The following is a 13,967-nucleotide window of genomic DNA, read 5'->3' as shown; positions in this document are numbered from 1 at the left end:
AAGATTTATGGGTAACGGTCAGCGCAGGCAGATCCTGCGAACGTGGTCTTGCAGACCCAGGATCATTTGCCGGCTGAGGGCGAGTTGATCTCTGAGGGTGAAATAATCCGATCGAGCGTCTGCTGTGAGTTCGGCGGTTCCTGCATCATCCACGCTGCCGGCGCCGGTCTGGTCGGGCTTTGGGCTACTGCAGGTGGCTTTAATGCGCAGCCGCTTACTGCCATCGTCAACAGCACGGCGCAGGTCATTGTTTTCAGAAAGTGCATGGTTCAGCTCCTGGGTACGGGTGCGATCGATTTCGTCGCGATCGGCCAGCATTTCGCCGCTGATACGAGCTGCTTCGCGCAGACCTGCCACCTCACCCTGGGCGCTGTCACGTTCGCGTTCAGCGGTACCGAGTTGGTCGCTCACCTGGTCAAATGCCACCCACACCAACAGCGCGGACAACAGGAGAAACAAGGCAAGGCGCAGTGGCGGAATAGTCATCGAGTGCACAGCTCCGCTTCTTCCACACGCCGAGCGTGCAGCCCGCGAACGAACTGTTTGCGGCCCTGGGCGTCGGTAACGAATGCCCACACTGGTGTTTTGCCATCCGGGGCCCAGGCGATCGCTTTGCAGCCATCCGCGATGCGCCCGGAATTGATCAGGCCCACCGCTCGACTGGCGCAGGTACTGGGCATGCCGAAGTTGTGGCCATGGCTGCTCAGAGCGTCAAAAGTGTTCTGGCCGATTTTTGGGTTGGTCAAGCAATCGGCCAGCGCGAGCTGTCCTTTCTCGACCACCAGCTGCTCCACCTCAGCACAGCGGGCCTCTGACCAGTAGTCACCGACAACCACCGGGTATGGACTGGTGTGGCGGGTGATGCCCTTGCACACCGTAGGCAGGCCACGGGCCAGCTTGTCGGGATACACGACGTTTTGACCGTCGCCTTCCCACTTCCCAAGGAAGCTAAACAATGAGGCGCTGGCCAGAACGATGGCGCCGGTGGCGATCTTGACGCGCAGGCTCATGGCTTGCTCTTCCAGTCGCGCAGCATCTGGCGGTACTTGGGTACCAACAACACGATCTGCAGCAACGTGAAGAGTGCGGTCAGCATGTAGGCGACTGTCGGCCAGTCGACCGCTCCTGTTGCGCCGGTAGCAGTCACGCCGATGGCCGGTGCCACCTTTGCAAATGCGATGGCGGTGTCCTGAGCGGCCTGATTCGTGCTCATCGGAGAGCTCCTTTCTCAAAAATGGTCTGGCATGGCACGCAACGCAGGATCCCGCCCAGTGCCTGGCGTGCTGCAGGGATTTCGCCGTCACAGTCCAGGCATTCGCTACGGCTTGGCCCGATCGGACGCGACTTGGCCAACTGGGCGGCAATCGCCTGGTCGCGTTGGCGTTGCTCCGTTGCCTGGGCGCGATCGAACGGGCAAGACATCAGCTCAAGCCCTCGATCTCTGCAGCGGCCAAGTACGGCACGCCGTTGATGCGGATAAAGTCCGGGCTGGTGACGTCAAACGGCACCTTGTGCTTGGATTTCTCGCCGCCTTTCTGGTCAACGCTGAGCAGGCTGGAGACCCGCAATTTGCAGGCGAAGGCCTCGACACGCAGTTCCTCGTCGCCGGCCTTGGCGAAAAACACCACGTCGAACGGTTCGAGTTCGCGGAAGCTGCCGGCAGAGCGTGCCGCTTCGATCAGCAGGTTGAAGTTGCTGGTGTCGAACTCCATTTCCCCGCTGGCCGAGACGTCGCCATCTACATGCCCGTTAGGCACGCCCCGGCTCTGGGCCACAGCGGTGTTGTCCGTGACGTCGAGGGTGCAGTTTTCAACGTGAACGAGCAGATCGCCCAGGTTCACGTCGAAGTTCTTGCCGCCAATACGTGACATAGGGGGATTACTCCGAATCGTCGGTGGAAAGGTCGAGGGCGATGTTGGCCGTCAGGTCTTTCGGGCAGTTGAGCGGTCGGATCTTGATGTACATCTCGACCTTGGTTTTGCTGAGCCACACCAGGACGATGTCGCCGTCCTTGGGTGCCTCGATCTCGCCTGGGAACACCTGGCCGGCGAACGTGGCAGACTTGGCCATCTGACGCAGTGGCTTCATAAACGCACTGATGGCAGCGGCCATGCTGTTGGGGGTGTTGTTGAGTCGGCGGTCACCGACACGGCGAATCAGCAGCGGGCGCACCTGGCGGGCGGCTTTATCAGCCAGGCGCAAGTACTCGACCACCTGGAAGTCACTCGCCGGCGCATCGAGCATGTTGCCGTCGCCCCAGAACACGCCCGGGTAATCCGGATAGGTCTGCGACACGGAGAAGCGCGCCTTATCCAGCTCGGCACGGATCGCCGATGGCAGCGGCACTGACTCGAGGTCGACAGGTACGGTACCCAGGCCTAACAGCGCGCCGGACGCCACACGCATGGGGCTATCGGCAATGCTCACGGCGGCATTCGCCAAGCGACCGGCCAGTACACCCAGGTCATTGCCGTGCAACTGAGGCACGACCAGGACACGCGGCGCGGCAAGGCCCGTGGTAATCGCCCGCTGCTCGACCAGGTATTGATCCCAGGTCTGCAGCGGGGTGATGCCGGCACTCGCCGCCATCACGAAAGCCCGACGACCGTAGATGTTATTCAGCTCGATCGCCGCGTCATGCATGGCCGACAGTTGTGCTGCAGCCGTGACCGGTTTGGTGATCACCACCGCCTCGACCGAAAACCCCTGCTGCTGTGCCATCTCCAGTGCGTCGGACCAATCACCATCTGCCCCGATCGGCGCCGCCAGGCAGGCCCAGCGATCGCCACCGTTCAATTTGGCGGCAGTGATCTGGGTTTTCAGGTCACTGGCCGGAATGCCCAGCGCGCTGTCCAGGTCGCTGTCGGTGTTCAAAGGGATCAGCGTGCCGACGCTCTTTGCGCCGGTGCCGATGAAAAGGAAATAGCGTTCGATCTCAGTCACGGCACCCTGGCCCAGATTGAGATTGTTAACGCTGACTTTGCCGAGTGCCATGCAGTGCCTCGCTAGCGGGGTGAATTAAGGATTTGTTGAAAGACCTGGTTAACCAGGTCGCTGGTTTCGTTGCCGCTGCTCACACCGAGGAACTGGCGTTTCGGCAAAGTGATGTCCCAGCTTTGCGCGCCCGACGACTCGGTTCGTTCATCGTTCAAAATGCGGATCAGCAGGCCGGCCTTGGCGTAGTTCACATGCTCTTGAATCCACGCTACCGAGGGCCGGGTCAGTGTTTTTTTGCCCTTCTGCCGGGTGCGGAAGCCCAGACGACGCAAGCGCTTGGCTTGTTTGTCCGTGCAGGCGATACCGGGCGGGACTTTGTTCCAACGGCGCATTTGTGCAGCGGTACGTCGCTCACTAGCTCCGTTGTGCTGCTGTGATGCGACCCAACGAGTCAGGGCGTTTTTCCAGCCCAGTTCCGCTTCGTCGGAGCTGACACGGGTGACCTGCAGCAGCTTGGCCAACCCGGCTTCCATCTTCTTTTTGCCCTTGGCCGAACCCTTGCGCTCAGCGAAGGGGGTGCCGTCCAGGTTCTGCTGCTCACGCACACGCTTGCGGCTCATCGATCGCACACGCTTGGTGACGTTGTTCAGCAGCCGGCGGCGCAGCTGGGGCGGCAGCTCAAGCAGGGCCAGTTGGGCGTCGACGCTGAGCAACCCCCTGACATCGAGGTCGAGCGGATTAGTGGCCATTGCTGCCCACCTCGCCGTGCTCGGCAATCCAAAGATCGAACGGGACAAACGCCCAGGTCTTGCCGAAGGCCTCGATCTCGCCGGCGGGATCCTCGGCCAGGTACTGCGGCTCGTTGAACTCCAGAGTGATGTCTACATCGGCCAGGTCGTTGTCGAGCATGGAGACGTCAAACTTCGGCGCAGGCAGTTCGTCGCGATCGCGGCTCGGGTCATTGGCTTCAAGCCAGCTCCCCACCAACGCCATCAGACGTCCCGGGTGATCGGCAAAACGCTCGAGGGCGATCGTCGCGCTGTAACGCATGTCGCCCATGTGCAAGCCGCCGACGTCGGGTTTCCAGAACAACTCCAGGGTCACTTGGTTGGTCCAGCTGTCGAGCTGTTCAGGCTCGACCAGGCGGCGCTCAATGAGGTAGGCCGTCAAAGCCTGTAGCTTGATCACAGCAGCACCGCCGTGATCCGGCCACGGCCCTGCAGCGAGCGAACGGCCTGCTGGCTGAACTCCAGGAACGTTTCGCCACGCTCAGGCATTTCCTTACCGGTGTTTTCCGCGCTTTCACGACGGGTTACGGTGGCGAACTGGGTCAGCAGGCTGGCCTTGGCGCGGCAATACACGGCGCGCTTGTACGTCGCTACGTGAAATGTGCGCTCCGGCAGCACCATAGGGTCAGCAGATTCAACGCTGGAGACACCTACCGCCTGCCATCTGGCTTTGAGTCTGGCCAGATCTTGATTGACCTCGATCATCGCCGTTGTCAAACCGTCGACCAGCGTTTCGACCAGGTATTCCCCTGGAAGGCGATAGGCCTCCTGGAACTGAGCCAGCGAGAAATTCGGCCAAAAGCCGTCGTTCTCAATCTGACGTTCCGCAAATTTAGTGGGGTTACCTGAAAAGCTCATCGCTGGCCGCTCGAATAGGGCGGGAAAACTGTTTGCAGTGGGTCGACGGCCATAAATGGCTGACGCACTTCAACAGTTCCCCGCTGGGGGGGGTACCACTATAAAACTACCTCTACTTCCTCCTTGGCTGCTGTGACCAGTTGGGAAGCGAAGAAAGCCGACTTCGACTCAAAGAGGGAAAACCTCGTGTACGTATTCGGAGGACCTGGTTCTCCAATGTATTCAGGCAGTGACAGCTACGTCGGCGGTGTGAAGATCAGCGACAGCCGGGATCTGGACGTTCATTGGCGCCGCCCGGACGAATACGGCTATCGCGCCCTGCGACATACAGCCAAGCCAGAGAAAGGCTCCAAAAAGGAAGCTCGAGCGGCGTGCAAGGCTGAACACGAACGCCTGACCGCCCTTTGGCAAGAGCACTGCCCTGGGCGCATAAGCAAGGACGATGTATGGAAAGCGCTCGGCGTTGACTGGGGCAGCGTGTGGTTGAGCGGTGGGGTGTTCTTCAAGCATGACGGCGCCATTTATCTCAATCTTGGTTTCCAGCTGCAGGAAGGCGGCGAACAGGTCGAAGGCGCCACCGAGATTGTGGCAAGCGAGTATGAAGCGGCAAGAAGAGTGAAGCTCGATAGTAAGGAGGTAGCGAGTGCTTAACCCCACCGTCACCCGTGAGCGTCCAGCGATGGCCAGCAAACGGCTCGATCTGCCTAGTATCTGCGACATATGCGGGAAGGCACGATCGACCCGAAAGCACCAAGCCTGTAGCCGTATTCGGCAGCAACGTAAGACAAAGGAATGGGCCAGTTTCATGGCAGAAAAAATGGTTGCGAGATTAGCAAAGGAGCGACGCTATGCCCGCTGACATGCCAATGGCATCGCCGGATCTGCTCAGTTCATTGCACGAACTAATTCGGCAATTGCAGCGTCCAGCGGTCGCTGCTGAGCACGAGCTGTGGACGTCACAGGACATTGCGGCGTACCTGAAACTATCGGCTTACACCGTTGAACGTAGAGTCGTGGTTCAGCCCGGATTTCCATCGAGCGTGCAGCCCTGCGCCACTGGAGCGAAAGCCGCGAAAAGATGGTTTGCGGGAGAGGTGATCACCTGGTTGCGGCAACATCGCGCCAGATTGCCCTTAGCGAGGCGGTCGAGACAAATAGCGTGACTGAAAAAGCCTGCGTACTCCGCAGGCTTTTTTATCCCAGCCGCTGCGCCAGTTCCGATGCCGTGGCGTTGTAGTAAATCATCAAGGACTTTAGATCCTTGTGGCCGGTAATACGTGCCAGGTCCAACACATCAACCTTGCGAGCAAGCCGAGTAATGGCTTCATGCCGCGTGTCGTGGAAAGTCAGACCATCAATCCTCAGCTCGTCGCGAATCCTTCGGAACATACTGTCGGCAGACGCTGACTCTAGTTTGAACAGTCGATCGCCAGCGCCCTTCCCTTTATAAAGCGGCTCCAACAATTCCCCCGCCCGTTTGCTCAGTGGAACATTCCGACTGGTGCCGTTCTTTGTCATGGGCAGATGAACGAAGCGTTCACGCAGATTCACCCACTTGGCGGTCATGCCTAATATCTCCCCCTGCCTCATGGCGGTTTCGATGGCGATGAGGAATGCATATGCCAATTCTTGAAGCAGCGTCACCGGCGGCTGCCCCTCAACAAAGCCAAGCCGATTCACCAGCGCATTGATTTCACTTGGAGCAACGCGACGGTCGCGGGGAGCCCCATTACTTGGGCGCTTGGCATCTCGCACGGGGTTGACCAGGCACGCCTTCCATTCTCGTCTGGCGAGTTCAAACACGGATGAGAGAAGGGTCATTTCACGCCGGACGGTCGCGGTCTTCACCTTCCTCAGTCGAGCATCACGCCATTGAGCGACCTGCTCGGACGTTATGCTATCCATCAGTTCGCCGACCCACTCAAGCTCCCTGTCGAATCTATCCAACCGCAACTCTTCCCAGCGCTGGCCAGCCTTGGTGGGCGACACATCCCGCTTGTACCTGCGCAAGGCTTCCGACAGAGTCATAGCCACACTTGTACGAGATTTACCGCTCTGCGCGATGATTTCAGCTTCACGAGCAGTTGCCCATGCAACAGCCGCAGCCTTGGTATCGAAGGTTTGGGAGTCACGCACACCCTGCTTCGCAACCTCAGCTCGCCAACCACCACTTCGTTTCCGGTACGAAGCCATCACACCCTCCTGGCGTAAAAATGGCGTAAAGGCTAACACGCAGTTGCACGAAACTGCCGTCCACTGTCTTAACCTGACACTGCCAATCCCCAGCATAGCCGGGCATCGCAGGTAATTGCCGCTTGTGGTACGTTACTGCCGCAATGAGGCCGTTGCCCCCTCGGGGCACCATATAGCAGTACCTGCAAGTCTCTACCAGGACTTGCAGCACAGAGAAACCGGCCCCCGAGCCGGTTTTTTTGTGCCTGTCGATCTACCTCTGTCCGTTGTATCCCTGTATCCCCCCACTTGTATCCCGAGAAAAATACCGAGCTCTGGGATACAAGGATGAGGCGCGCCGACATCAAGCGCCGCCCCCTGGCCGATACCACGCTGGCTGGGCTGTAGGCTGAGTCGAAAGAATATCGAGAGCTTGATGGAAGCGGCCTCTACTTTCGAGTGAAATCTGACGGCGGCAAATCCTGGCAACTGCGATACAAACGCCCGGCGGGTAATTGGGCCTGGATGGGGCTCGGGGGTTATCCAGAGGTCAGTGGGGCCGTGGCACGAGAGAAAGCTGCTGAACTACGCAAAGTAGTGAGTAGCGGTGCCGACCCTTTGGAGTAGAAACGTTCTGCTAAAGCTGTCATCGACATTGCCAAAGCCCGCACCTTTCGCGCAGCCGCTGACGCATGGCTCAAGGCCAAAGAAGAAAAAGGTCTGGCACCCTCCACCCTCAACAAGATCCGCACCTACCTCTACAAAGACATACTCCCGGCACTTGGCGACAAACCTCTCGACGACATCATCCTCAAAAATGATCTACCCGGTTTCGCCAAGGGCGGTACGTGGGAGCAAGGCGACGATGCAGCGGACGCACTCGCCAAAGGCTGGACATCGAGCCACATTGCCGAACTGGAGCGCACCGGCGCACTATTTGGTGTTGCCCCTGCTCCGGCCGAAGAGACCAAGGTAAAAGCACCGGCCAAACGCGCAGCTAAGCCCAAGACAGACACTCTACCCAGCGGCTTTCGCCTGACTCACGAAGGGGTGTTTTACTCAGGCGAAGATGGCGAGTCGCGCCCTGTGTGCTCACCACTAGAAATCCTCGCTCGCACCCGTGACACCAAAGGTCATAACTGGGGTTTGCTGGTCGAGTTTGACGATCCTGACGGCGCAAAAAAATGCTGGAACATTCCGGCGCGCACCATGACCGGCGACTTCGGAAAAGACGCTCTAGGTCCGCTTGTAGATATGGGCCTGCGCGTTGCTGGCACGCGCTCTAGCCGAAATGCGCGTAACGATCCGCAGAGCTACTTCCAAGGTTTCGACAGCTCACAGCGCGCACGCTTGGTCACACGACTGGGCTGGCATGACAGCGCCTTTCTACTGCCAGAGCAACAAGTCGGTTCCCACACTGAACACCTGCACTTCTATGAAGCAGGTGCCCAACTGCCGCCTATCAGCGAGGCTGGCACCCTGGAGCAATGGCAAGAGCAAATCGGTGCCTTGTGCGTTGGTAATCATCGCTTGGCATTTGTGGCCAGCGTGGCGTTTGCTGGACCACTGCTGCACATGCTTGGTCATGAATCAGGCGGCTTTCACCTGTACGGCGATAGCTCGGGCGGTAAAACCACGCATCTGCAAGTAGCCGCCTCGATCTACGGCGGTCCGCGCTTGGTGCGGTCATGGCGCTCGACCGATAACGCACTGGAGTCCATCGCTGCCGCGCACTCCGACGGCCTCCTCGTACTCGACGAAATCGGCATGTGCGACCCGCGCATCATTGGCGAAACCGTTTACATGCTCGGCAACGGCACCGGTAAAGCGCGCGCTAATGATCGTGGCCAAGCGGGCCGACAGGTTCAAGAGTGGCGTTTGCTGTTTCTCTCTACCGGCGAGAAAACCTTGGCGCAACACATGGCCGAAGCCAACAAAGAGCTCAAGGCAGGCATGGAAGTACGCATGCTCGCGGTGCCTGCAGACGCCAGTAAAGGGCTCGGCATGTTCGACGTGTTGAATGGTTTCGAGGACGCCGCCGCCCTTTCTGACGCACTCAAAGCCCGAGTATCCAAGTTCTATGGCACACCACTCACAGCCTTTCTATCAGCGTTGTGCGAGCCTGGAAAAATGCACGCCTGGGCAATCATCCTGCGCCGCACCCTTGAAGGGTTTATTGCCAAATCCCTGCCCGCCTCAGCGAGTGGTCAGGCCCATCGTGCAGCCCTTCGCTTTGGCCTTGCGGCTGCAGCTGGTGAGCTCGCTACCGCACTGGGCATCACCGGCTGGCCTGACGGCACCGCGACCACAGCAGCCCGTGTCTGCCTCAACGCATGGCTGAATGAACGCGGCGGCGCCGGTAACTATGAAGGCGATGCCATCGTTGCTCGGCTGCGCCAAGTTATCGAACGCTTCGGCGAAAGCCGCTTCACTCGCTGGGAGTCCGCCGCAGCCAAGATCGACGAGCACGGCCCGCGCACCATCGACCGGTTGGGCTTTCGCAAATCATTGGAGCATGGCCTGGGCGACGAGCTGCATACCACCAACACCTACTACGTGCTGCCCGAGGCGTGGCGCTCCGAAGTATTCAAAGGCATGAACATCAATGCCGTGAACAAGGAACTACTGCGTCGTGGAGTGCTCGAGCCGGGAAGCGACGGGAAGGCGTCGAGCCTCGTCCGGCTTCCCGGGCTAGGGCCGCAACGCTGCTACATCGTAAATACGGTTCCGAGGACGGATGAGAGCGAGGCCAGGGCTGCCTGACGGTTGCCCATTGATAGAGGTAGTGCCGGCTCATGCCCGGCCTCGCCAGCCATTCAGCAACAACCCCTTAATCGATTTGCACAGAGGCAAAACAAATGAACGAACTTCTAGAAATGAAAAATCGCCACGAAAAACTGACCATCCAACTACAAAATCTGCGGACTAAACTAGCCCATTTCGAAGCAGCACTGGAATGCCCGGAAGTCATCGCACAAGGCCGTGAACGCGAAGCGCGCGATCAATACAACGAACGAAAAAATGAGTTTGATTCACTGGACCTGCAAATCATCACCCTTTCTCGAAAGATTTTTCGTCGTGAAAATCTGGTTAATCACAAGAGCTTGATGGCTGGTTACATCGAGTCCATGACGACATGGAAATTAGATGAAGAGGAGCTCCAAGAAAAACGTCGCAGCATCAGCAATCGCCTAGAGCAGGTCCGCCAGCAGGCACATGACGATATGGCTAAAGCACGACAGGCTGAGACTGAGGCAGCAACAGCATATGCTCAGGCAGTCGCTTGGGGTGACGTCGATGGTGAAAAAGCAGCCAATAGTGACGCGGAAAAGGCGGCGAAGAAGCTTTGCACTACAACTGAGCATAACCGTCGCCAACAACTGATTATTACCGCGCTAGAGCAGGAACTCATCGCTATCGACAAACACATTAGTGAAGCCCAGAAAGAGTTCGAAGTCATCGAGAAAAAAGCTGCGCATCTTGCCTATACGGTACTCGAGGAAAAATGGAATGAAGCCGCAAAAAAACTACTGGATGTGGGCGGCAAGCTATGGGCAGCTCAGCGTCTTACTAACCAAGAATCGATTGCGCTTTTTAAGCTGAACATTCCGGAACAGGGAGAAAACGTCTGGAGCTGGACTTCGAGTGATCTCGCAGAGCGCTCGTATAAGCACAATTTGCAAGACGTGCTCGCTATTTAAAAACGACTCATCCCCTGAAACAGCTTTACTACCAGGCAGCTTCGGGCCCCCAAGAGGCTCAGGTATGAACACTCCAACCCTAAGTAAATCCGGCATATCCGAAGCTCTAAAAACGAGAAAAGCTCACTTGAATGGCCTAATTAACCTAATACAGCCAAAAACAGGAAAAACCACACAAATAGAGAGCCTCACAATTGCAGCAATCAATGCAGAGATGGACGTCATAGCGTTACACCTTAAAAAGCGAGATTAACGCCATAACGGAAGCCTAAAGGGCTTCCGTTTTAGTCAGCGTTCCAACCTAGCTCACTGTGAAACTGTGTTATCACCGCGCCCTCTTTGACGTCCCAAAAACTACCTTTCCGACAGAACAGATTGGGCGCGGACCAACGGTAATGCCTGAAAGGTCTTGGCGATTTAGAGGTTTTTTGCTCCGGAGACGACATTAAAGTTGAACGTCGAACGAACGCCTACACAGGTAACTGGCCAAAAGCAGGGAGGGAATAACCAAAGATGCATTTGTGTAGCAGTGATCCGGGTGCTAAATTCAGCGCTGCGATATCATAGCGCCACCACCCTCAGCGAGACTCTTAAGAACACATTGCTCATACAAAAAGATAATAATTTTAAAACAAGATTACAATTACACACTCCACTCATGAAGGAACATATATGTCGAGCATTCTTGCATTACGAATAGATGAGCGATTGCTTGAGCTGCTATCACCGAAACTGGAAACTTTCGGAAGATTATTTGATATAGACAGTGTAAATTTTTTATTAGGCAAGAATGGCTCAGGCAAAACCAAGCTCCTATTAGCAATTGCTAATGCAATTGCAGCTCCCGAAAAAGATGGCGCTGATATTTACTTCAGTGAATCTGAGCGGCATTCACCTCATGGCGAAAAAAAACCAAATTTTTGCGCAATCTATTATTCGGCTTTGCCTTATAGGCGGAAGCTTAACCAGCGTGCTGGGTTGATTGACGCATCCCCTCGCGCACGAAAGTCAAATGACGCCGCCCGCATTAGTGGACTGGGAGCAGTTGCCACCGCTCTAGGAGTTGATACAAGACTGACTGGGGTGTTCGGCTATTCTCGCAGCGTTTACCGAACAATAATCATCCCTGTTCTCAGGCGGGCACCTACAATCTTAGACTCCCACTTAAAATCCTTAATTAGGAGATACGACGAGGTCGCTAAAAAAACACTTAATCTCGATGATGACCTTAGAGAAATCGACTTAGAAAAAGAAAAAATCTTCAAGGCACTTGAAAAAAAACTAGAGGAACTTATTCTTATTAGAATGCCAGACTATGATCGGCTTCTATATTTAACAGCACTCGAATACATTGGTACCCGTTCAAGCAAAAAGGAAATTTCCAATGCGGCCGAAGCCTTTTTAGCACATCTTGGCCTAGTGAATTACAGACTTAGTCCAGATCACATATCTATTCTGGATGAGATCGTGGAGCAAACTAGAGAGGTATTGAGCTCCTACGGCAACCCAAATGACTGGTATGAAACTGAAAGTAGACAGTCCTTTCAAATTGACGGTATCGCTCAGCTAAATGCAATTCAGCGTTACGACACCCCTATTAGGATTGAGTGGTCCAATTTGAGCTCGGGGCTACAAGCGCTAGTCGAACAGTTCGCTCTGATTGGTGAGGCTGTAAACAACGCAGCAAAAAAGGGGCGTCTTTCATTAGTAATCTTGATAGATGAGGGGGACGCCTACCTGCACTTAGATTGGCAACGTAAATATTTTTCACTTTTAAATAAATATCTTGGTGATTTAAAGACCCAGCATAATCTTGATAGCTTACAGTTGATCCTAGCTACTCACTCACCACTTTTAGCAGCAGATATCCCTGGAGAGTTCGTTACCAACCTTGACTCCGAAGAAACAATGAAAACCTTTGCCGCACCTTTGGAGGAGGTAATCGCTGGATCTTTTGAGTCAAGTTCGCTTGGTGAGTTTGCTGCTAAAAAGATAAACGAGATTTACAGACGAGCTCAAAGTTCTAGCTTGACAGATACAGATCGTCGACTGATAAAAGCTGTCGGGGATGTAGCGATTCGATCCGCATTGATGCGAGAAAACAAATAATGATTATCAATATTTCTGATATTTGGCAGGATGTCGTTTTACAACACGCTGAGTTCCTAAACAAAGTCATCGATGCGGGGGTGGCGCTGCTGGGAGGCTCAGCTCTTGAACGCCAAGTTTATCAGTTCATTGAGGATAATAGAGAGATTATAGTTTCCGGATCACCGACAGATTTTCTTTCAAGCATTAGGAGCTACAACGATAACTTTAAGAGCCACTCACTTCGTTCAAAAGCTGGAAGCAAACTAAAAAAAATATTTAATTATTCGGACTTTTCAAAAAAATCCGACAAGCCTTGGACCGCCTACCAATTGTGCATCCAAGCCCGACACCAAACTTGCTCATACTGTCATCTTGTCGTAATTGATAGTTCTTTACCCAATGGAAATGGGAAAGGCTATCGCCCACCTATAGACCACTATTTTGCCAAGGCTGACTATCCATTTCTGGCACTTAGTTTGTCGAACTTTATTCCTTGCTGCGAAAAATGTAACGGCAGCCAAATGAAAGGTTCGGTGGACTTTGCTACGAAAGCACACCTAAATCCTTTGGTGGATAATGAGTCAATAGGTTTCGCACTTACTGTAGACACCCAACAGGACGCAGCTGAGGCTATTACGCTAAACCTCCCCAAGGACAGATATCGACTATCATTGTTCATAGTAGACAATGAGCCCGCCTCACTTGAGTCGCTTAAAACATTTCAGTTGATAACTCGTTACCAGCACTATGTAGGCACAGCATATCACTTAGCAAAGAAAATGCGCGGAGTATCGGCACGGCTCAACATGCACGATGAGGCCCTGGACTTTGAAACCTCAATTGACGACTATCTAGAGTTCGAGCCAGAAACCTATAAATCGGTACCTTATGGCAAAGCAAGAATTTGCATTGCAAAACAATTCGGCGCACTCACTGACTAATTCTCTCATCAGAATTACATAATAATAACAAATGAAGAGCACCACTCGCCTCGCTGAACCAGCAGTGGTGCCTTACATAACAAACCAAAAAAATTAATTGCAAACTTAAGAACACCATAACCGCTTATTAGTCAAAACTTACCCTACCAAAACCATCTAAACACGCCACAAGCCAACCAACAACTCAAGCAGGAAAACAACGAAAAATCTAGGCACCGCATTTCCACAAAGAAAAATTAACGCACTACCAAACTCTATCCCACTGATAAAAACCTCAACCAGAAACCCAAACATTGCAGCACAGACCTAGACAATTTCAAACCCCACTAAAGACTTACAGTTTCACATGCTATCCGAATAACATATATCCTGCGACACACCATCTAACCCAATTAAATTTAAGAATAACTTCTGTACAGACAGCTCTCTCTTCTAGGAATTATCCAAGAGTCGAGAGCCACACTCCAACTATAAAATCA

General features: G+C 54.6%; 16 protein-coding genes and 2 pseudogenes. 8 read left to right on the top strand and 10 right to left on the bottom strand.

Translation table 11 applies throughout. The annotated features are described in order from the left end of the window. Window positions 1–18 precede the first annotated feature (18 nt). The 9 genes from V6L79_RS07665 to V6L79_RS07625 are packed head-to-tail and all read right to left on the bottom strand — an operon-like array spanning window position 19 to window position 4,583. Window positions 19–486 (bottom strand): lysis protein, encoded by a 468-nt coding sequence (locus V6L79_RS07665; protein ID WP_338580033.1) that lies wholly within the window; start codon window positions 484–486, stop codon window positions 19–21. Further along, a complete protein-coding gene (locus tag V6L79_RS07660) occupies window positions 483–1,010 on the bottom strand; it encodes a glycoside hydrolase family protein (RefSeq protein WP_338580032.1) in 528 nt (175 codons plus the stop codon). The genes V6L79_RS07665 and V6L79_RS07660 overlap by 4 nt, the downstream gene beginning before the upstream one ends. Beyond that, window positions 1,007–1,213 (bottom strand): hypothetical protein, encoded by a 207-nt coding sequence (locus V6L79_RS07655; RefSeq protein ID WP_338580031.1) that lies wholly within the window; start codon window positions 1,211–1,213, stop codon window positions 1,007–1,009. The genes V6L79_RS07660 and V6L79_RS07655 overlap by 4 nt, the downstream gene beginning before the upstream one ends. After that, entirely contained in the window at window positions 1,210–1,422 is a 213-nt protein-coding gene (locus tag V6L79_RS07650; protein ID WP_338580030.1) for a TraR/DksA family transcriptional regulator, read from the bottom strand. Before V6L79_RS07650 ends, V6L79_RS07655 begins: the two co-directional genes overlap by 4 nt. Further along, window positions 1,422–1,871 (bottom strand): phage protein, encoded by a 450-nt coding sequence (locus tag V6L79_RS07645; RefSeq protein WP_086797596.1) that lies wholly within the window; start codon window positions 1,869–1,871, stop codon window positions 1,422–1,424. The genes V6L79_RS07650 and V6L79_RS07645 overlap by 1 nt, the downstream gene beginning before the upstream one ends. Before the next feature lie 7 nt (window positions 1,872–1,878). Next, window positions 1,879–2,994: a DUF2586 domain-containing protein gene (locus tag V6L79_RS07640; RefSeq protein WP_338580029.1), complete on the bottom strand. Its 1,116-nt coding sequence runs from the start codon at window positions 2,992–2,994 to the stop codon at window positions 1,879–1,881. An 11-nt stretch (window positions 2,995–3,005) separates the two neighbouring features. Beyond that, entirely contained in the window at window positions 3,006–3,686 is a 681-nt protein-coding gene (locus V6L79_RS07635; RefSeq protein WP_338580028.1) for a virion morphogenesis protein, read from the bottom strand. Continuing rightward, window positions 3,676–4,125, bottom strand: a complete 450-nt coding sequence (locus tag V6L79_RS07630; protein WP_338580027.1) for a phage tail protein — start codon at window positions 4,123–4,125, stop codon at window positions 3,676–3,678. The genes V6L79_RS07635 and V6L79_RS07630 overlap by 11 nt, the downstream gene beginning before the upstream one ends. After that, window positions 4,122–4,583, bottom strand: a complete 462-nt coding sequence (locus V6L79_RS07625) for a head completion/stabilization protein (protein ID WP_338580026.1) — start codon at window positions 4,581–4,583, stop codon at window positions 4,122–4,124. The genes V6L79_RS07630 and V6L79_RS07625 overlap by 4 nt, the downstream gene beginning before the upstream one ends. Window positions 4,584–4,799: 216 nt before the next feature. Here V6L79_RS07625 and V6L79_RS07620 point away from each other — a divergent pair, with 216 nt between their 5' ends. Further along, the gene (locus V6L79_RS07620; protein WP_338580025.1) at window positions 4,800–5,234 is read left to right on the top strand and encodes a hypothetical protein; all 435 of its coding nucleotides are present in this window, start codon (window positions 4,800–4,802) and stop codon (window positions 5,232–5,234) included. A gap of 28 nt (window positions 5,235–5,262) precedes the next feature. Next, window positions 5,263–5,442, top strand: coding sequence for a hypothetical protein (locus V6L79_RS07615; RefSeq protein WP_338580303.1), 180 nt, complete (start codon window positions 5,263–5,265; stop codon window positions 5,440–5,442). A 335-nt stretch (window positions 5,443–5,777) separates the two neighbouring features. Here the strand turns inward: V6L79_RS07615 and V6L79_RS07610 are convergent, their stop codons facing one another. Beyond that, window positions 5,778–6,776 carry a site-specific integrase gene (locus V6L79_RS07610; RefSeq protein ID WP_338580024.1) on the bottom strand — a complete coding sequence of 333 codons (999 nt, stop codon included), beginning with the start codon at window positions 6,774–6,776 and terminating at the stop codon, window positions 5,778–5,780. 327 nt (window positions 6,777–7,103) lie between these two features. Between V6L79_RS07610 and V6L79_RS24735 the strand changes: the two are divergent. The 6 genes and pseudogenes from V6L79_RS24735 to V6L79_RS07580 form a co-directional block, all read left to right on the top strand. After that, window positions 7,104–7,562: pseudogene (locus V6L79_RS24735) on the top strand (tyrosine-type recombinase/integrase); the annotation flags it as partial. 3 nt (window positions 7,563–7,565) lie between these two features. Continuing rightward, window positions 7,566–9,518 (top strand): annotated as a pseudogene (locus tag V6L79_RS07600) (DUF927 domain-containing protein); the annotation flags it as partial. Window positions 9,519–9,613: 95 nt separating this feature from the next. Then, on the top strand, window positions 9,614–10,456 hold the full coding sequence (locus V6L79_RS07595; protein ID WP_338580023.1) for a chromosome segregation protein SMC: 843 nt from the start codon (window positions 9,614–9,616) through the stop codon (window positions 10,454–10,456). 64 nt (window positions 10,457–10,520) lie between these two features. Beyond that, window positions 10,521–10,709 (top strand): hypothetical protein, encoded by a 189-nt coding sequence (locus V6L79_RS07590; RefSeq protein WP_338580022.1) that lies wholly within the window; start codon window positions 10,521–10,523, stop codon window positions 10,707–10,709. Window positions 10,710–11,128: 419 nt separating this feature from the next. Continuing rightward, window positions 11,129–12,565: an AAA family ATPase gene (locus V6L79_RS07585; RefSeq protein WP_338580021.1), complete on the top strand. Its 1,437-nt coding sequence runs from the start codon at window positions 11,129–11,131 to the stop codon at window positions 12,563–12,565. Continuing rightward, complete coding sequence (locus tag V6L79_RS07580; RefSeq protein WP_338580020.1) at window positions 12,565–13,488, top strand: hypothetical protein; 924 nt, start codon at window positions 12,565–12,567, stop codon at window positions 13,486–13,488. The genes V6L79_RS07585 and V6L79_RS07580 overlap by 1 nt, the downstream gene beginning before the upstream one ends. The last annotated feature ends 479 nt before the right edge of the window (window positions 13,489–13,967 follow it).

The sequence above is a fragment of the Pseudomonas sp. ML2-2023-6 genome (genome assembly GCF_037055265.1).
Lineage (GTDB): Bacteria > Pseudomonadota > Gammaproteobacteria > Pseudomonadales > Pseudomonadaceae > Aquipseudomonas > Aquipseudomonas kulmbachensis.
This window is presented reverse-complemented; position numbering and strand designations above follow the sequence as displayed.